20 protein-coding genes are annotated in these 18,092 nt (G+C 66.2%); 8 read left to right on the forward strand and 12 right to left on the reverse strand.

What is annotated here, in order from left to right:
* Positions 1-147: 147 nt before the first annotated feature.
* Positions 148-423: a DUF2171 domain-containing protein gene (locus QZ755_RS10510; protein WP_294322578.1), complete on the reverse strand. Its 276-nt coding sequence runs from the start codon at positions 421-423 to the stop codon at positions 148-150.
* Between the two features lie 53 nt (positions 424-476).
* On the opposite strand from QZ755_RS10510, the gene QZ755_RS10515 reads away from it, so the two are divergent.
* Positions 477-677: a hypothetical protein gene (locus QZ755_RS10515; protein WP_294322580.1), complete on the forward strand. Its 201-nt coding sequence runs from the start codon at positions 477-479 to the stop codon at positions 675-677.
* Positions 678-810: 133 nt separating this feature from the next.
* Positions 811-1,860: a ribonucleotide-diphosphate reductase subunit beta gene (locus tag QZ755_RS10520; protein WP_294322583.1), complete on the forward strand. Its 1,050-nt coding sequence runs from the start codon at positions 811-813 to the stop codon at positions 1,858-1,860.
* A gap of 638 nt (positions 1,861-2,498) precedes the next feature.
* On the opposite strand, the gene QZ755_RS10525 is transcribed toward QZ755_RS10520, so the two are convergent.
* Positions 2,499-2,834 (reverse strand): HNH endonuclease, encoded by a 336-nt coding sequence (locus tag QZ755_RS10525; RefSeq protein ID WP_294322585.1) that lies wholly within the window; start codon positions 2,832-2,834, stop codon positions 2,499-2,501.
* Between the two features lie 137 nt (positions 2,835-2,971).
* Here QZ755_RS10525 and QZ755_RS10530 point away from each other — a divergent pair, with 137 nt between their 5' ends.
* Complete coding sequence (locus tag QZ755_RS10530) at positions 2,972-3,283, forward strand: hypothetical protein (protein ID WP_294322587.1); 312 nt, start codon at positions 2,972-2,974, stop codon at positions 3,281-3,283.
* Positions 3,284-3,339: 56 nt separating this feature from the next.
* On the opposite strand, the gene QZ755_RS10535 is transcribed toward QZ755_RS10530, so the two are convergent.
* Both QZ755_RS10535 and QZ755_RS10540 read right to left on the reverse strand, forming a co-directional pair.
* Positions 3,340-3,927, reverse strand: coding sequence for a hypothetical protein (locus QZ755_RS10535; protein ID WP_294322589.1), 588 nt, complete (start codon positions 3,925-3,927; stop codon positions 3,340-3,342).
* A 144-nt stretch (positions 3,928-4,071) separates the two neighbouring features.
* The gene (locus tag QZ755_RS10540; RefSeq protein WP_294322590.1) at positions 4,072-4,698 is read right to left on the reverse strand and encodes an opacity protein; all 627 of its coding nucleotides are present in this window, start codon (positions 4,696-4,698) and stop codon (positions 4,072-4,074) included.
* Positions 4,699-5,004: 306 nt separating this feature from the next.
* Here QZ755_RS10540 and QZ755_RS10545 point away from each other — a divergent pair, with 306 nt between their 5' ends.
* Positions 5,005-6,312 (forward strand): NAD(P)/FAD-dependent oxidoreductase, encoded by a 1,308-nt coding sequence (locus QZ755_RS10545; RefSeq protein ID WP_294322592.1) that lies wholly within the window; start codon positions 5,005-5,007, stop codon positions 6,310-6,312.
* A 231-nt stretch (positions 6,313-6,543) separates the two neighbouring features.
* Here QZ755_RS10545 and QZ755_RS10550 read toward each other — a convergent pair whose 3' ends face one another.
* The gene (locus QZ755_RS10550; RefSeq protein ID WP_294322594.1) at positions 6,544-6,846 is read right to left on the reverse strand and encodes a hypothetical protein; all 303 of its coding nucleotides are present in this window, start codon (positions 6,844-6,846) and stop codon (positions 6,544-6,546) included.
* An 11-nt stretch (positions 6,847-6,857) separates the two neighbouring features.
* The gene (locus tag QZ755_RS10555; protein ID WP_294322596.1) at positions 6,858-9,701 is read right to left on the reverse strand and encodes a pitrilysin family protein; all 2,844 of its coding nucleotides are present in this window, start codon (positions 9,699-9,701) and stop codon (positions 6,858-6,860) included.
* Between the two features lie 183 nt (positions 9,702-9,884).
* On the opposite strand from QZ755_RS10555, the gene QZ755_RS10560 reads away from it, so the two are divergent.
* Together QZ755_RS10560 and QZ755_RS10565 are read left to right on the forward strand one after the other, a co-directional pair.
* Entirely contained in the window at positions 9,885-10,040 is a 156-nt protein-coding gene (locus QZ755_RS10560) for a hypothetical protein (RefSeq protein ID WP_294322597.1), read from the forward strand.
* Between the two features lie 75 nt (positions 10,041-10,115).
* Entirely contained in the window at positions 10,116-10,571 is a 456-nt protein-coding gene (locus QZ755_RS10565; RefSeq protein WP_294322599.1) for a hypothetical protein, read from the forward strand.
* Between the two features lie 2 nt (positions 10,572-10,573).
* On the opposite strand, the gene QZ755_RS10570 is transcribed toward QZ755_RS10565, so the two are convergent.
* Both QZ755_RS10570 and QZ755_RS10575 read right to left on the reverse strand, forming a co-directional pair.
* Positions 10,574-11,572 carry a hypothetical protein gene (locus QZ755_RS10570; protein ID WP_294322601.1) on the reverse strand — a complete coding sequence of 333 codons (999 nt, stop codon included), beginning with the start codon at positions 11,570-11,572 and terminating at the stop codon, positions 10,574-10,576.
* The gene (locus QZ755_RS10575; RefSeq protein ID WP_294322602.1) at positions 11,569-12,345 is read right to left on the reverse strand and encodes a glycosyltransferase family 2 protein; all 777 of its coding nucleotides are present in this window, start codon (positions 12,343-12,345) and stop codon (positions 11,569-11,571) included. Before QZ755_RS10575 ends, QZ755_RS10570 begins: the two co-directional genes overlap by 4 nt.
* 78 nt (positions 12,346-12,423) lie before the next feature.
* Between QZ755_RS10575 and QZ755_RS10580 the strand changes: the two genes are divergently transcribed.
* Together QZ755_RS10580 and QZ755_RS10585 are read left to right on the forward strand one after the other, a co-directional pair.
* Positions 12,424-13,479, forward strand: coding sequence for a glycosyltransferase (locus QZ755_RS10580; protein ID WP_294322604.1), 1,056 nt, complete (start codon positions 12,424-12,426; stop codon positions 13,477-13,479).
* Positions 13,476-14,246 carry a glycosyltransferase gene (locus QZ755_RS10585; RefSeq protein WP_294322606.1) on the forward strand — a complete coding sequence of 257 codons (771 nt, stop codon included), beginning with the start codon at positions 13,476-13,478 and terminating at the stop codon, positions 14,244-14,246. Before QZ755_RS10580 ends, QZ755_RS10585 begins: the two co-directional genes overlap by 4 nt.
* Positions 14,247-14,530: 284 nt before the next feature.
* Here the strand turns inward: QZ755_RS10585 and QZ755_RS10590 are convergent, their stop codons facing one another.
* The 4 genes from QZ755_RS10590 to QZ755_RS10605 all read right to left on the reverse strand — a co-directional run bounded on the left by QZ755_RS10590 (position 14,531) and on the right by QZ755_RS10605 (position 18,089).
* Positions 14,531-15,001: a HEAT repeat domain-containing protein gene (locus QZ755_RS10590; RefSeq protein ID WP_294322607.1), complete on the reverse strand. Its 471-nt coding sequence runs from the start codon at positions 14,999-15,001 to the stop codon at positions 14,531-14,533.
* Between the two features lie 8 nt (positions 15,002-15,009).
* Positions 15,010-15,183, reverse strand: coding sequence for a sulfurtransferase TusA family protein (locus tag QZ755_RS10595; RefSeq protein WP_294322609.1), 174 nt, complete (start codon positions 15,181-15,183; stop codon positions 15,010-15,012).
* A gap of 20 nt (positions 15,184-15,203) precedes the next feature.
* Positions 15,204-16,577: a ribosome biogenesis GTPase Der gene (der, locus tag QZ755_RS10600; protein ID WP_294322611.1), complete on the reverse strand. Its 1,374-nt coding sequence runs from the start codon at positions 16,575-16,577 to the stop codon at positions 15,204-15,206.
* Between the two features lie 180 nt (positions 16,578-16,757).
* Positions 16,758-18,089 carry a PQQ-like beta-propeller repeat protein gene (locus QZ755_RS10605; protein ID WP_294322612.1) on the reverse strand — a complete coding sequence of 444 codons (1,332 nt, stop codon included), beginning with the start codon at positions 18,087-18,089 and terminating at the stop codon, positions 16,758-16,760.
* Positions 18,090-18,092: the final 3 nt, after the last annotated feature.

Genomic DNA, 18,092 nt, shown 5'->3' on the forward strand with positions numbered 1-18,092 from the left:
GCCCTGCCTTGCTCAAGCAAGGCAGGGACAGACCACGGCGGGCAGCGGGGGCGCATAGCGTCCCCGTCTGACGGCGTGGTCGTGCAAACTGCACCCACGAAAAAGGGGGCACGCAGCCCCCTTCCCCGTCGCAGATCGTGCGATCGATCAAATGGCGCCGCCATCCTCTTCGGTTTCGAACGTCACCGCGACATCGGCGTTGGCAGAGAGACGAACGGTGTCGCCCTCGACCTCGGCGACGAGGCCGCCGTCGATATAATGGTGATGACCGGCATGGCTGCTTTCGGCACCTTCGATCTCCGCGCCGCTGTCCTTCTTGGTCAGCTTGATGCGGTCGCCTTCGACGCGATCGACGGTGCCGACATGGACGCCGTCGGCGCCGACGACTTCGGCATGTTCCTTGATGTTGCTGAGATCGGCCATGGTGTTTCTCCTGTGGGGGCGGCGGTCAAACGCACGTCCGCGCAGTTGGTCGCATGACCGCGAACGTCGTCATCATGTTGTCGGTCGCGCTGGTGTCGGGCGGCGTCGGGCTGTGGCTGCTGCTGCGGCTCAGGTCGCGTGCCACGCCGCAGAGCCGCTATGCTCATGCTATGGTGGGGGTCATGGCAATGGCGCTCGGCATCATCCTGACGATCTTCGGCATCGCGCAATGGTCGTGGAGCAGCGCGCCATGAACCGACCCAACCGTGCCTCCGCGAAGGCGGGGGTCCAGCGCCACAAGCGACGACGTTCGCGACCCTAGGCTCCCGCCTGCGCGGGAGCACCACAGAAATCCAAGACAAACCAACGTTTCCCCGGAGTAACCCCATGTCGCTCACCGAAGCCCGCAAGCAGTACAAGCCGTTCGAATACCCCTGGGCGTTCGATTTCTGGAAGCGCCAGCAGCAGATCCACTGGATGCCCGAAGAGGTGCCGCTGGGTGAAGATTGCCGCGACTGGGCGCAGAAGCTGACGCCACACGAACGCAACCTGCTGACGCAGATCTTTCGCTTCTTCACCCAGGCGGACGTCGAGGTGCAGGATTGCTATCACGAAAAATACGGCCGCATCTTCAAGCCGACCGAGATCAAGATGATGCTCGCCGCCTTCTCCAACATGGAGACGGTGCATATCGCGGCGTACAGCCACCTGCTCGACACGATCGGGATGCCCGAGAGCGAGTATGGCGCCTTCCTCGAATATAGCGAGATGAAGGACAAGCACGACTATCTGCAGAATTTCGGCGTCGATACCGATGAGGACATTGCCAAGACGCTGGCGATGTTCGGCGGCTTTACCGAAGGATTGCAGCTGTTCGCGTCGTTCGCGATGCTGATGAACTTCCCGCGCTTCAACAAGATGAAGGGCATGGGGCAGATCGTGTCGTGGTCGGTCCGCGACGAGAGCCTGCACTGCGAAGGCATCATCAAGCTGTTCCACGCCTTCTGCAAGGAACGCGACTGCATGACCCGCGCCGTGCGCGACGACATCGCCGACATGTGCCAGACGACGGTGCGGCTGGAGGACAACTTCATCGATCTCGCCTTCGAAATGGGGCCGGTCCACGGCATGACCGCGAAGGAGATCAAGAAGTATATCCGCTACATCGCCGACTGGCGGCTGGGACAGTTGGGCATGAAGCCGATCTATCTGATCGACGAACATCCCCTGCCGTGGCTGGCGCCGCTGCTGAACGGTGTCGAACACGCCAATTTCTTCGAACAGCGCGCGACGGAGTATTCGAAGGCAGCGACGCGCGGTAACTGGAACGAGGTCTGGGACGGCTTCGACAAGCGGCAGAAGGCCAAGGTTACGGCACCGGCGAACGAGGAAGCCACGGGCATGGGCGATATGTTCGGGGGCGCGGCGGCGGAGTAAGCCGCGCCGGGCAAGGGGCAGCATGGCTGCCCCGAACCTCAAGGTGCGGCCGGGCGGCAGCGCCGAAAGCGCCGTCCGACGGCAGGGACTTAGCCCATGCCGGCCGTCCAAAGTTCACTAAGTTCACCCTCGCACGCAATTCGCGCGTGCTGCTTTCGAACCGTTCAAAGAGCGCGGAGTGTGGCGACCCGGCAGCAGGATGGCGAAGTCTGGTCGTGTAGGACAGTGCGAAGTTATAGCCCCTATCGCGCCATCGGCGTGCATCGGACAATCTATAGCTAACGATAGGTCTCGCTTCGCTTCTACACTTCGAACCAAGAATACCATGTTATGTTATTTCATATTGCAATCGATATTGTTTTGATCGTCTCTTGTTCCCTGTTAAAACCATTCTTGCACCTGATATGTTCTTTCCTCATTAAGGAGAGAAGATATGCCAATGTATGTCGTCAATAATAATGCGCAGTGGAATGGTGACCACGAAGTTCATGAAACCACCTGCCGGTATATGCCTTCGAGCTACAAAGATCTTGGCTACCATTCCTCGTGTTCATCAGCGATAACGGAAGCGAAGCGCACTTATTCGCAGTCCAACGGTTGCGCTACCTGCTCCCCAAGCTGCCATACCTCGTAAGATTTTACCGTCCCCGCCGCACCGGCACCCTGAAGTCGGCGGGTTTGCCAGCTACCCAGCGCACAAATCTGGCCACCGCCGGTACGGCGCGCAGCACGTCCAGGTCGGCGAGCGGGCCGGCGAGTTCGGCGTTGGTGGCGCTGGCGTGGATGGTGCGGTGGCAGATGGGATGGACCGGAACGGTTTCGCGCCCGCCTTCGCTCTTGGGCACACGGTGGTGCCATTCGACCTGGCTGCCGATAGGCCGGTCGCATAGTGCGCAAGCGAGCGGCGCTTCGGCGCGGGCGGCAAGTGCCTCAGCCGCCGCCAGTCCTGCCTTGCGCTTCACTCGTCCTGCCATGGGCGAAAAGATCGGAAGCAGCGCGGCAATTGACAAGAGTCTTGAACGCTCCGGCACAAGGTTAACCGCAGATGAAGGAACCGCCGTCGCCAGACGGGGGTTATAGCGCGGCAAGTTCAGGCAAAGGGAGAACCCCCATGCACCGCAAACTATTGCTGATCGCCGCCACCGTTACTGCGACCGTCGCAACGCCGGCGCTGGCCAAGGACCGCCGCACGGTCCCGGTCTATTCGGACTATAATCCCTATTATCTGGATTATAAGACCGACATCTCGGAGGCGAAGCGCGAGCTGCGCAAGGACCTGGCCCGCGCCGACGATGCCGCCAGCCGCGAGGATGCGTGGGCGGAATATCGTCGCGAAGTGGCCGATGCGCGCCACGATTTCCGCAAGGAAATGGCCGAGCGCGGCATGATCGTCCGCAACGGGCGGGTGACGGTCGAAGAATAACCGCGGCACAGCGGTCCTACGGGAAAAGGCCGTCGGGTTCGCGCCCGGCGGCCTTTTCAGTAGATGGCGTCGAATCTCCAGCCGGTCAGGCGCAGCATCGCCATGCCGGTGGCCCGCACGGCCCCATGCTCGGGACTCCAGCGAACGGTCAGGCGATAACGGTGTCCGATGGACCGTTCCACCAGCCACTGCGCGCCGTCCAACCCGCCGCCGCCGCATTCGGCCGGCGTGATGGCAAGCGGGTTCGCTGCGATCAATCGTCGCCGCAGATCGCTCGCTTCGGCGGACGTCAGCGGTCGGTCGACACGATCGGCGATGGCGCCCGGTTCATACCCACCCTGCCCGGTCAGCCGTACCGCCAGCAGGCGCGGCGCGCGACCGGCCAATCCCTCAACACGGACGATAACCGGCGCGTCGAAACTGGGAAGCCAAGTGAAACGCAGTGAGTCCGCACTGCCGCGAACTGCCATCGCGTACAGCGATGGTTCCGCAGCCGCGCGCAGATGCTTGCCATACCAGTCGCGCTCGAACGCAGTCACGACCGGGATCGCCTTTCCCCTGCCGAAACAATGTATCTGCGGATCGACATATCGGGGCGGGAAATAGAGCGGCTGCGCGACAAGCAACATGGTGGAAAACAACATCGGCTGTCCCGATCCATCAGACCTGCGAAAGCGGGAACGCTGCCAAACAAAAGGCCCCGGACGCAAGCGCCCGGAGCCTTTCGCGATACGCAATTACCGGGGCGGGTCCCGATACGCCGGACCCGCCCGAAACTGGCACGATGCTTAGAAGTGGGTCGTCAGACCCAGCATCGGGCGGAAGCTGTGCGCCGAACCGAAGGTCGACACTTCACCGCGCAGGCGGACGCCCGAGTTGCCGGTGATGCCGCCCAGACCGATGTCCTTCGGGCCGACTTCGAAACCGGCGCCGTAGGTCATTTCGTGATAGTCGCGGCTGTCATTTCCGAACCGGTCGAAATTGACCCAGCGATAGCCGACCTTGCCGTAGATCAGGCCCGAGTCACCCGCGCGGACGCCGAAGCGGCCGGCTGCGCCGTAATCCCAATCGATGTCGCCCGACACGCCCTTCGATACGCTGCCTTCGGCGCCGACGAACACGGGGCCCAGCGGCACGTTGAAGCCGACGATGCCTTCGACCAGAGCGCCGTTCAGCTTGTCGTTACGCGGAACCAGCGGGATACCAGCCTTGGTGCGTTCGGAATCGAACTGCTCCCAGCCGCCCATCACGGCGACATAGGGCTCGAAGCCGAAGCCGCGCGTGCCATCGGGCGCGCTCACGGCGGGGGCGGGTTCGGTCGTCGGGGCGTCCTGCACCACGGTGGCGTCCTGCGCAAAGGCGGGCGCGGCCGTGAAGGCAACGGCGGCGGCGGCGACGGTCAAAAGCTTACGCATACAAAACCTCATCAGCGTTTACGGTCCCGGCGTCGAACGCGCGCCGGTTTGTCCGTGGCCCCTCTGAACCCAAAAACGCGGGAGTTGTTGCATCGCATTGCAGCATGAACGTCATCAAATCGGATACTGTTGCTTCCGGGCAACGGTATCTGTCACCTACATGAACGAACCGTGGCGTTGCCGCCCGGACCATGGTGACAATGTGGCAACGACCGCGCCACGACGGGGCAGCAGGCGCGCAACGATCGTTGCCGCGAAGGGTTGGAAGGGAACGATCACCGACCCGAATCGGAGGGCGAGCAGCACATGCGACCACGGATCATCATCGTCGGCGCCGGCTTTGGCGGCATCGCCGCAGCGCAGGCGCTGCGCCGGACCGAGGCCGAGATCACGCTGATCGACCGGACCAACCACCATCTGTTCCAGCCATTGCTGTATCAGGTTGCAGGCGCCGCGTTGTCGCCCGCCGACATCGCCACGGCCAATCGTGCGCTGCTGCGCCGCAATAAGAATATCCGGATATTGATGGCCGAGGTGGACGGCATCGATACCGAACGGCGCGACGTGTGCCTGACCGACGGCCGGCGTCTGCCGTTCGATCACCTGATCCTGGCGACCGGCGCGGCGTACAGCTTCTTCGGCAACGATGCGTGGCGCAACCATGCCTATGTGCTGAAATCGATCGACGATGCGCTGGCGATCCGGGCGGCGTTACTGGGCGCGTTCGAGCGGGCCGAACAGTGCGACGATCCGGCGGAGCGGCAGCGGCTGCTGACCTTTGCCGTGGTCGGCGGCGGACCGACCGGGGTCGAGCTGGCCGGCACCATCGCCGAACTCGCCCGCACGACGCTGGCACGCGACTTCACCGCGGTCGACCCGCGCCGGGCGAGGGTGGTGTTGTGCGAGATGGGCGACCGCATCCTGAATGCATTCGATCCACCCCTGTCACAGGCCGCGCGCACGATGCTGGAATCGCTGGGCGTCGAGGTTCGGACCGGGGAAAAGGTCCGCGAAATCGATGCGCGCGGGCTGACGGTCGGGGACCAGCGGATCGATGCCGCCGCAGTGCTATGGGCGGCAGGAACCGAGGCGCGGCCGGTCGCCACCTGGCTGTCGGCCGACGCGGCGCGGAACGGCGCGGTGCGGGTCGCGCCCGATTGCTCGGTGCCCGGCCATCCGGACATCTTCGCGATCGGCGACGTGGCGAGTTTCGACGACGGCGACGGTCCCTTGCCCGGCCTGGCCCCGGTCGCCAAACAGCAGGGACGCTTCGTCGGCCGGTTGCTGGCGGCGCGGATCGCGGGAAAGCCCGCGCCCGACCGGTTCCGCTATCGCGACTATGGCACGATGGCGGTCATCGGCCGGTCGCGCGCGGTGGCGGAGATCGGCGGGTTCAAGCTGAAGGGCCTTGTCGCGTGGCTCGCCTGGTCGCTGGTCCACCTGATGCTGCTGGTCGATTTCCGCAGCCGGGTGTCGGTGTACGTCCATTGGGCCTGGTCGTGGTTCACCTATGGCCGCGGCGCCCGGTTGCTGACCGGCTATGCGCCCGGACCGGGGGAGAAGCCGCGCGCGGCGGTGTTGCCGGACATCGAGGCGGAAGTTGCGGCGGAGTAGGTTTCATCGCCCCTGCTCCAGTCACGCCGGATCACGTCCGGGGTGACGCCGATGATACGGTAGGAATCAACCTCGTATGACCCGTACCCCGGCGCAGGCGGGGGTCCAGGGCCATGCGCGTTGCGTTCGATTACCCTGGATCGCCGCCTGCGCGGGGATACGCCCCTTCCGAAAGCAGAACGGCCCGCCCGCATACCTGCGGACGGGCCGTTCCGTTCACGTCATCGCAGGTCAGCCGATCCGGTTGCCCGCCATCGGGAAGCTGCCGAACGCACCTGCCCCGACCGTGCCGGAGATGGTATCGCCCTCGACCGTGGCTTCGCAGTCGAGCGTCATCGGCATCGGCACGACGATCGCGACCTTCCACGACAGCTTGTCGCCATCGACCTTGCCGTCGGTGATCTCGGTCGATCCCATCGCCCCGGAATAGGTCCCGGTGAAGGTCGTGCCGTCGCTCTTGACGTTCAGCGTCGCCTGCTGGTCGCCCATCGGCGACTTGGTGATCGTGTTCCAGCTGCCATCGACATTCGCCATGTTCGCTCTCCTTACTTCGCCGCGACCGGGGCGGACGGCGGCGCTGCCGACACCACCTCCACCGGCAGGCCCAGCCCGTCAAGCTGCGGGCGGACGACCTTCGCATCGCCGACCACCACATAGACGAAGCGATTGGGGTCGATCGCCGCGCGTGCCGCAGCGTCAAGCTGGGCCGTGGTCAGCGCACGATATTTTTGCGGCAGGGTCGCCTGATAATCGTCCGGACGGCCGAGGAAGTCGTTGTTCCGCATCGCCGCCAGCACCGCGCCGGACGTTTCATAGGTCCCGGCCAGCTGCCGCGTCTCGCCATCGATGGTCCGACGGAATTCGACCGGCGTCACGCCGTTCTTGCCCAGGAAGCCGTCGATCTGTTCGCGCAGCGACGCGATCGCCGGGCCGGTCTTGTCGGCCTGCACCGGTGCGTTGATGACATAGGGTACCGCGTTCTGCATCAGCTGGAACCCGCCACGCGCGCCGTACGACCAGTGCTTGGCCTCGCGCAGGTCCATGTTGATGCGGCTGAGGAAGCCCGAACCCAGCACGGTGTTGGCGGTGGTCGCCGCCAGCGTGTCCGACTTCGCCTGGACCGGCGTCGTCTGTCCGGCGACGATCAGCGACTGCGGCGAATTGGGCCGGTCGACCAGCACGATCCTGGGGGTGACCGCCGCACGCTGTGCCGGGAAGCTCTTGGTACCCGCAGCCCCGGTCGCCTGCCAGTTGCCGAGCGAGGCGTTGAGGGCCGCCTGCACCTCCGCCAGCGGGCGGTCGGACACGACGAACACCTTCGCCTTGTCCGGGCGCAGCCACGCGCCGCGCCATGCCACCAGGTCGTCGCGCTTCATCGCCATCACGGCCGCGGGATCGCCCACGCCCGCCGCCAGCTTCGCGTACGGGCTGTCCTTGCCATAGAGCAGCGGCGGCAGCGTCATGTCGGCGAGGCCCTGCGGATTGGTCCGCTGCTGTCCGATCTGCGCCAGCACCTGTCCGCGCACCCGCTCCAGTTCGTTCGCGTCGAACGCCGGGTTGCGCAGCACGTCGGCGAAAAGTTCGGTCGCGCTGGTCAGATTGGCGCTGGGCGCTTCGAACCCGATCGTCGTCTGGTCGGGCGAATTGCCGCCCGACATCGTCATGCCCAGCTTTTCCTTGGCCTCCGCCATCGCGATCGAACTGCGGCTGGTCGTGCCTTCGTCGATCAACGCGAGCGTCATGCCGGCCGTGCCGAGCTTGCCCGCTACATCGGCGGCGGTGCCGGCATCGAACACCATCGACACCTGTGTCACCGGCACGGCGGTCCGCTGAGCATAGACCAGTTCCATGCCGTTCGACAGGCGGCTGTGCGTGATCTTCGGGAATTGCAGCGCGGCACCGCTGTCGGCGACGCCCGGCATCGCGCCGCGCGTACCCTTGAACGGCACTTCGGCGGCAGGGGCGGCCGGCGCGGGCGCAACCGCCTTCGCCTCCTCATAGCCTTCGCGTGCGCCATTCTCGACGATCAGCGTATAGGCCGGGCGCGACATCCACTTCTGTGCGGCGGCGCGGGCGCGGTCCGGCGTCATCGTCGCCAGCGCGTTCAGCTCCTTCTTATAAAAGCCCGGATCGTTCGAATATAGCTGCCCCGACGCCAGCGTCACCGCCTTGCCACCGAAGCCGCCCACCGATTCAAGGCCGCCGATGGTGCTGGACACCTGCGTCGTGGCGACGCGGGCGACTTCGTCGGCGGTCGGGCCGGTGCGCAGATAGTCGGCGATCATCTGGTCCAGCTTGGCCTCGACGACCTTTTCATCGACGCCCGGACGGACGATCGCGCGAACGATCAGCATCCCCGCCTGCGACAGCGACTGGACGCCGGCCGACACCTGCACCGCCAGCTTGTCCTTCTTGACCAGTTCATTGTCGAGCCGCGAAGAGGCGAGGCCGCCGAACGCGCTCATCGCGACGTCGAGCGCCGGCGAATCGGGATCGTTCAGGCCCGGCACCGGCCAGACCTTCATGATCATCGTCGCGGCGACATTGTCCTTCATCACCTCGCGCACCGGGGCGGCCAGGGTCGGCACGTCGATCTTGGGCAGGACCGATTCGGGGCCGCGCGCGATCTTGCCGAAATATTTCTCGACCAGCGGACGCGCTTCCTTTGCATCGATATCGCCGGCCAGCACCAGCACCGCGTTGTTCGGGCCGTAATGGCCGCGGAACCAGTTCTTCACGTCCTCCAGGCTCGCGGCGTCGAGGTCGGCCATCGAACCGATCACCGAATGGCGATACGGGTGCCCCTGCGGAAAGATGCCCTCGGTCATCTTGTAGCGGACGAGGCCGTAAGGCTGGTTGTCGCCCTGCCGCTTTTCGTTCTGGACCACGCCGCGCTGTTCATCCAGCACGCCCTGCGTCACCGCGCCGAGCAGATAGCCCATGCGATCGGATTCGAGGAACAGCGCGCGGTCCAGCGCCGGCTTCGGCACGGTTTCGAAATAATTGGTCCGGTCGTAGCTGGTCGTGCCGTTCAGGTCGGTCGCCCCGATCGAACGCAGCGGATCGAAGAAATCACCCGGCGCATTTTCCGACCCGTTAAACATCAGATGCTCGAACAGATGCGCAAACCCGGTCTTCCCGGTCGGTTCATGCTTCGACCCCACGTCGTACCACACCGACACCGCGACGATCGGCGCCTTGCGGTCGGTATGGGTGATGACGGTCAAGCCGTTCGCCAGCGTGAATTTTTCGTACGGAATGTTCACCGGCGCGACGAGCGCGGACAGCGGTGCGGCCTTTACCGGCGGCGCGGCACGGGCCGGTGCCTGTGCGGCGGTTCCCGCCAGCGCGGTTGAGGCAAGCAATATGGCAGCGACAGTACGAAACATGGAACCCCACCCATTATCGATAAACGGAATGCAGGTGTATGGCGTGCGCCAACCCTGCGCAAGCGGCTTCCATTGCCCGAACGGCACCCAAGCCTTGCGATACTGTAACATATGATGTCCTCGGACCGATCGGGCCGATTGGCGGTTTTCCTGCTGCCGTTCCTGCTTATGTTGCATCGCGCCATGACGATAGATTTCCAAACGCTCCGCGCGCTCCTTCCCGCTACCGACCGGTTCGACCGCCTGCTGGCGATCGGTTGGGAGGATGTCGGCGGCATTGTGCTGGCGATGAGCGCCGTCGTGTTCATGACGGCGCTGGGCGCCCTGCGGTCGCGCTAAGCAGCCGCTGCCGCAATATTGCCGCGTAGCAACATTTCCTGAGACGGCTTTTCTCTAGGAACAAGGGTTTTGCGTATGATCCGATCGACGGTGGTCCTGATGGCCGGGGCAATGCTTGCCGCCTGCGGAAATTCCGCCACGTCCGAACCCGATGCGGTCACGAACAACACGGTCGACCTGCGCCATCTGGTGGAGACCGAGGTCGCCGGGACCGGCATCGAACGCTATCCGCTGGAGGGGGTCGAGATACCGACGCCATCGGATGCCCAGTCGCGGTACGAGGTACTGCGCCAGCGGCGGACCGCCAGCGGCACGATCATCGCGATCCTGCGGCAGCAGCGCGGCGATCGCTTCGTCTATGCCCGCACCGAACTGGATTGCGACCGCAACCTGTTCCACGTCGTGGGCGTGGCCGACACGCGGGCGCATGTCGAGACGAACGTGGCGCATGACGGGCCGCTACGGTCGACCAACGGGCTGCCGCTGCGCCAGGAACTGTCGCGCTTCATCTGCGCGCGGGCGTCCGCCTGAGGCTATTCGCCCGTCGGCGGCACGGCGGGCGTCGCGACCTCTGCCTCGAACGCCGGATCGACATCGGCGACGGGCAGCGTGCCGCGGCGCCGCTGGAAACTGGTCAGCAGGAAGAACAGCAGGTTCGACCCCTGGGTCAGCGCGCCGCCGGCCAGCAGCAGCCCGGCCATCGCGGCGCGCGGACCATCGACGATATGGCTCATCTCCAACGCGGCCGACAGGAACAACAGGTCGCGATTGGGCACGATGGGCAGGCGGCTGATGACCATCTGCACGGTCAGGAACGTGACCCACACGCTCCAAGGCTCGGCCGGCAGCACCACCGCCCATTGCGTCGCTTGCAACAGCACGACGATCAGGATGCGCCCGACATGGATGCCCAGCACGGCGGCGGCGATCCGCCAGCTGACCGACAATATCTGCTTGCGTAGCCGGAGCAGCAGCGGCGTCAGGAATGCGGCGACCAGCAGTCCGGCGAGCAGCATCCCGCCCGCCGAATGCAGCCAGTCGGCAATCCATTTCGCCCGGCCCGTCCCCATGAAGACGACCAGCAGGATCGACGTGATCGCCGCCGACGACAATGCGGAGAGGATCGCATTGTCCTTGATCGCCAGCAGCAGCGTTCTGGACGCGATGCCAAGCCGCTGGCGCGCCCAGACGAACAGATAGACTTCGCCCGAATAGCCGACGAACGCCGAATTGAAGACGCGCTTGCGCACGAAGACCGGCAGACTACCGGGCAGCGGCCGGCCGAGCAGCAGGCGGAAGATCCACACCTCCGACACCGGCAGCGCCATGAACATCACGACGAACAGGATGTAGAACCACGGTGTGCGCGGCAACGCGGCGGCAACGTTGGTCCAGCCGATCGCCCGGACCTTCAGCACCAGCCACAGCAGCACGCCGACGAAGAACAGCGCGCGGAATATCTTCCCCAGACGGGCGGCGGCGGGCGTCTGCGACCAGGCGTGCAGGCGCTGCGCACGTTCGGACAGGGTCAAGCGAACACTCCGGCAGCGCGGGAATCGGTGACGAACGCGTCGAACGCGGCGCGGGTATCGGGATCGAGGCGGAAGCGCGAATGTGCCCATACCCCGCCCGGCAGGAACCGGCGCAGCGCATATTCGATCGCGGCGAGCGGCGTGTTGCGCACCCGCCGTTCGAAATGGGTCCGCTCCCACGTATTGGCCCCGTGAAAGGCGCGGACGAACAGGCCCGGCGCGTCCAGCACGCCGATCCGCTCCAGCGGCCAATGGTGCAGGAAATCGGTATCCTCGCCGCGCCGCTTTTCGGGATAGCGTGCGGACGCATCGGCGCGGTGGACGATGCTGCCCGGCACGCCCGGCTCCAGCGTGCCGACATAGGGGTGGTCGAACCAGTCGGGTGCGTCGAGGTGCATCAGCGTGCCGCGCAGGACGCAGGCGTCCCTGCCCCCGTCCAGCACCGCGACCTGTCGCGCCAGCCGGTCGGGATGATACCAGTCGTCGTCGTCCCACTGCGCGACGACGGTGCCGCGCGCCAGGTCGAGCGTGCGGTTGCGCAAACGCCCCAGCGTCGTCTCCGGCGTCTTGGCGACCCGGTCGTAGATCAGCCGGTCGGCGGGAATGTCGGCGAACAGCGGGGTATAGTCCTGATCGCCATCGTCGACCACGACCAGTTCGCGGTTCGCCCAGCGTTGCCGCAGGAAACAGTCGACCGCGCGCCGCGCCAGCGCGGCACGGTTCGCGGTCACCATCACGCAGCTTACCCGCGCGCCGTCATCGGACCAGTTCATCGCCAGCGCCTTAGCCGCAGTCGGGCACCTCGACAATCGGGTGGCGCAAGGACGCGCGCGCTGGTAGCCGGATGGGCGATGCGGATCGTCTTCGTCCTGACCTATCCCACCCATCATGGGGTCGCCGATGTGCGCGAATGGCTTCGGTGGGACAATCGCGACCGGCGGATGCCCGGCATCCTGACCGAGATGGGCGTCGAGACGGAGCTGTGGGGGCTGGCGCGCGAACCGCTGGACACGATGTCCGACCTGAGCGGTATCGCCCCCTACCCCATCCGGCTGTTCGCGCCGTCCAACCCCGCCGCGCGGACCCGCGCGCAGAAGAGCGACGCGATGGTCGCCGCCGCGCGGATCGATCCGGCGACCCTGTTCGTGCTGATCGGCAGCAATGGCGGCGCCGGGTTCGACCTGTTCGACCGGGTGCTGCGGCCGGACCAGCGGCGCTTCGCGGTCGTCATCGGCGGCGACTGGTGGAGCCGGATCGTGCCGCACGCCGGCTTCGTCTTCCCTGAATCGGCGGTGCAGGAGGCGAAGCTGACCCGGCCGGGCTGGCGCTTCTGGCGGCGGGCCATTCCGGAGGCGCGGATGCAGCGGCTGCCCAAGACGATCGACACCGACCGCTTCGCACCCCGGCCGGCGGACAAGCGGTTCGACATCATCGCGACCAGCCGGCTGACCCCGTACAAGAAGTTCGACGAGATCGCGGCGCTGGGCGAAACCCACCGGGTCGCGGTGATCGGCGATGGTCCGCAGGGCGACGCGCTGCGCCGCTGCTTTCCCCAGGTCGCGTGGCTGGGCCATGTGCCCAATGCGCAGGTGCCGGCGATGCTGGCGCAGGCGCGGCTGTTCTTCCACGCCGGGCGCCGCGACTATTTCCCGCGCGCGATCCCCGAAGCGATGGCGTGCGGGCTGCCGGTCGCCGCGTTCGACGACCGGATCGGGCCGGACGTGATCCCGCCGGCGTGCGGGCTGCTGGTCAGGGACAATGATTATCGCGACAAGGTGGCTGCGCTACTGGCCGATACGGCGGCGGTCGCGGCGATGGGCGCGGCGGCGCGCGCCCATGCCGTCGCGACGCATGGGAGCCGGTCGTCGGAGGCGGCCTGTCGCCGTCTGATGGAGCTGGCCGCATGACCCGCTGGACGTTCGTCATCGCCTATTACAACGAAGCGGACTTCCTGCCCGCGACGCTGGCGGCATTGGCGGCGCAGACCGTGCCGTTCCGGCTGGTGCTGGTCGACAATGGATCGACCGACGGGTCGGACGCGATCGCCCGCGCCTTTGCCGCGCCGGGGATCGAGGTGGTGAACCTGTCGGAGGCGCGACCGGGGAAGATCCACGCGCTGGAAGCGGCGATGGGCGAACTGACCACCGAGTTCGCGGCGTTCGGCGATGCCGACACCTGGTATCCGCCGCACTATCTGGCCGAGGCGGAGCGGGCGTTCGATGCCGATCCCCGCACCGTCGCGGTGATGGCGCTGGGCGTCGATGCATCCGGGCAGAAGTTGCGCCGCGCACTCTACGCCGGATTTGTCACGAAATTGCTGTCGAAACAGACGCATACCGGCGGATATGGACAGGCGTTCCGAACTTCGGCGCTGGTCGAGGCAGGGGGGTTTTCGGAAGCTCTATGGCCTTATGTCCTGCTCGATCATGAGATCATGCAGCGGGTCGCGAAGCTCGGCCGGGTGGTCTATCCCTATGAATTCTGGGCGAAACCGTCGCCGCGCCGGTCGGACCGGCGGCGGGTGCGCTGGACGCTGGGCGAACGCATTTTGTACCATGCGACGCCGTTCGCGGCGAAGGACTGGTTCTTCTATCGGTTCCTGGGACCGCGATTGAAGGCGCGGGGAATTACCCATTTGAATTTGCGGGATAAACCGTGGGAGGCGAAGCTTTAGGCCGCGCCAAAGTTCACAAAGTTCACACTCGTGCGCATTTTGTGCGTCGTACGGTTCGCGCCGTACCTGACGCACGATGTTCCAGCGATGTGAAAGAGCCGGGCGGAGCATGGCATGGCCGGACGGTTGTAGGAAAGTGCCGCGGTTGACGGCCGCGCGCGGAATCCGGGGGGGGTGATCCACCAAGCCAGACGCGTCGCCCCAGCGAAGGCTGGGGCCTCAAGCGGCTCCAGCCGCCGTGCTATCACTAGAAGATCCCAGCCTGCGCTGGGATGACGTTTGGGTCAGGCGGCCTTGCCCCGTTCGCAGGCGGCAATTGCGGCCGGCACGAGTTCATCGAGGTGCGGGTCGTCCGAAGGGGCGGACCATTGCCGCAGTGCCTCAACCAGCGAAGGGTCGGCGACGATCTCCGGCGCCTCGAAGACGTTCACCAGAACCCTGTCGGCGGACAAGGCTTCGCGGACGTGCGGTAGCGCCAGTGCCGGGGCGATTTGGGCGAGTCCGCGCAACGCCTCTGCCCGGACGCGCCGCGAACAATCCGTCGTTGCAGCCGTCAGCAACGCATCGCGGATCGTCGGGGTATCGAGGTCGGCATAGCCAAGGATGAACGCCGCCCAATCCCGGTTCACTGCCTCCGCATCCGTCAGATAGTCGATGACCCGCCGCAGATTGTGGTCGGCAAACGCGCTTCCGGACAACGGCACCGCTTCGTTCACAACGTCGATCAGGAAACCGGACGTCGGTTCGTAGGGCACGCCTTGCGTCATCGCGCCACCCGGAACACACCCTCGCCCACCACGTCCAGCCGCGCCCCGACCGCGTTCGCGGCACTCGCCAACTCGCCCGCGGCGCGCGGATCGTCGGCTGCGATCTCCACCACCGTCGCCCCGTCGCGCAGCGCCTTGACCAGCCGAATGGCGGGCCAGGGGCAGCGCATCCCGCGGGCGTCGATGCGGGTCACTTTGCGTGGTCGAACGGGTTCTTCGGTGCGCGCAGGTTCAGGCGGACCGGGACCGCGCCGAAGCCGAATTCCTTGCGGATGCCATTGATAAGATAGCGTTTGTAGCTTTCGGGTAGGTCGTCGACTCGGGTCCCGAACAGCACGAAGCTGGGCGGGCGGGTGTTGTTCTGCGTGATGTAGCGCATCTTGATGCGCTTGCCGCCGGGGGCGGGCGGCGGGTTCGCCTCCAGCGCGCGGTCGAACCAGCGGTTGAGCTGGCCGGTCGAGACGCGGCGGCCCCATGCCTCGCGCGTTTCGAACGCCGCCTGCATCAGCACGTCCAGCCCCTTGCCGGTCGCGGCCGATACGGTCAGCAGCGGCACGCCGCGCGCCTGCGCCAGCCCTTCGTCCAGCGCGCCCTTCACACCGTTGAACAGCGACGATGCGTGTTCGGCGATGTCCCATTTGTTGAGCGCTATCACCAGCGCGCGGCCCTCTTGCAGCACGCGATCGGCGATCTTGATGTCCTGCAGTTCGAGGCCACGGGTGCCGTCCAGCAGCAGCACGACGACCTCGGCAAAGTCGATCGCGTGCAGCGCGTCGGCGACGGAAAGCTTTTCGAGCTTTTCCTGCACCCGCGCCTTCTTGCGCATCCCCGCCGTGTCGATCAGCCGGACGGGCCGGACGCGGCCATCTGGCGCGGTCCAGTTCCAGTCGACCGCGATCGAATCGCGGGTGATGCCGGCCTCCGGACCGGTGATGAGACGGTCTTCGCCGAGGAATCGGTTGATGAGCGTCGATTTGCCCGCATTCGGGCGGCCGACGATGGCGAGTTTCAGGACGGCGGTGTCGGGGTCGAATTCGCCTTCCTCCTCCGGCTCCGGTTCGTCCTCGCGTTCGATGAACGGGCGCAGCGCGTCGAAAAGGTCGGCGACGCCCTCGCCATGTTCGGCCGAGAGCTGCACCGGATCGCCGAACCCCAGCGCCAGCGATTCCAGCACGCCGTTTTCGCCCGCGCGCCCCTCCGCCTTGTTCGCGACCAGCACGACGGTGCCGTCGGCGGAACGCAGCCAGCGGGCGATTTCCTCGTCCAGCGGGGTGATGCCGGCACGGGCATCGACCATGAACAGCGCGACATCGGCCATCTCGACCGCCGCCTGCGTTTGCATCCGCATCCGGCCAGGCAGTGTCGCGGCGTCCTCATCCTCGAACCCGGCGGTATCGACGATCGTGAAGTCGAGACCGAGCAGGGTCGCCTGCCCCTCGCGCCGGTCGCGGGTCACGCCCGGCTGGTCATCGACCAGCGCCAGCCGCTTGCCGACCAGCCGGTTGAAGAGCGTCGACTTGCCGACATTGGGACGGCCGATAATGGCGACGACGGGAAGGGGCATGGGGATTCCTGGGGTGACGGGTTGCCGCCGAGTGTAGGGGAATGGGGTCGGGGGGTCGAGGGTGTTACCCCCACTCGTCGTTCCCGCGTAGGCGGGAACCCATAAACGCCGACGCAGCGCTTCCATCGGGAGCGCTGCGTCTATGGATCCCCGCCTGCGCGGGGATGACGAAGGTAATTGCTACTTCCAGGCAGTGAGCTGTCCGGCGTCATCCAGCAGGTACAGCATCCCGTTGGCGACGACCGGCGACAGGTTGTAACCCGCCTTCGACCGGGTATCCTGCGTCGTGGTGATGCTGCCGTCCGCCGTCGAGGCGGATACCAGCTGCCCTTCCGAATTGGCGAGGATGAGGCGGTTGCCTGCCAGGATCGGGCCGACCCAGCTAATCGGGTTCTTGCGCTTCTTGACGTTGCGGAAGCCGGGCAGCTGCTGGACCCAGCGCAGCTTGCCGCTGCCGCGCGAGATACATAGCAGGCGGGCGTCGTCGGTCACGACGAAGATCCATTCGCCCGCGACCCATGGCGTCGAGATGCCGGCGAGATTCTGTTCCCACAACCGCTGGCCCGACACGAGTTCGAGCGCGACCATGCGCCCGCCCTGCCCGACCGCATAGACGCGGCCATTGTCGATCACCGGTTCGGCGTCGATGTCCGCCAGCGCCGACACCGAGGTCGAGGCCGAGGTACGCGACAGGCTGTCGCCCCACACCGAACGGCCGTTTTCGTAGCGATAGGCGTTCAGCTCACCCGACGAGAAGCCGGCGACGACCGTCCCCTGCGCCGAAGCGGGCGCGGCCACGCCGAACACGCCCTGCGCCTCGATGCTGCCCGACTGGGTCCACACGACCTTGCCGTCGCTCTGGTCGAGCGCGAACAGCTGATTGTCCTGGCTGACGACATAGACCTGCCCGTTGGCGAGCGAGGGGGCACCGCGCAAGGGGCCGCCGGGCTTGGCGCGCCATACTTCCTTGCCATCCGCCGTGTCGAACGCGACGACATCGCCCAGGCCATCGGTGGCGAAGGCGCGATTGCCCTCGACCGACACGCCGCCGCCGAAGCGGGCGCGGGTGTTGCCATCGCCCTTGACGGTCTGCGCGGTCCACACGGTCGCGCCGTTGGTGGCATCCATCGCGGTGACCATACCGTTGACGTCGATCACGTACAGGCGGCCGCCGACCACGACCGGCGCGGCGGCGAGGCGGGTGCGGGTATTGCCACCCTCGATCCGCGCGCTCCATGCCTGCGTCAGCGTGTCGCCCAGCGCGACGTGGCTCATCGATTTCGACGCATTGCCGCCCGGCTGCGACCAGTCGGCATTGGTTTCGGCGATCGGCAGCACGACCTGAAGGTTCGCGAGCGCCGGATCGACCTCCGCGAGGTTTTCGGAGGCAAGGATCGGCACGCGTTGTCCGACGACGGGGGTGCGTGGCCCGCCCTTGCCCTTCAGGGCGCTGCAACCGCCCAGCAGCGCCAACGCCGCGACCGCTGCCGAGAGTTTCAGATGCGTCTTCATGGG

The sequence above is a fragment of the uncultured Sphingomonas sp. genome (assembly GCF_913776855.1).
GTDB lineage: Bacteria > Pseudomonadota > Alphaproteobacteria > Sphingomonadales > Sphingomonadaceae > Sphingomonas.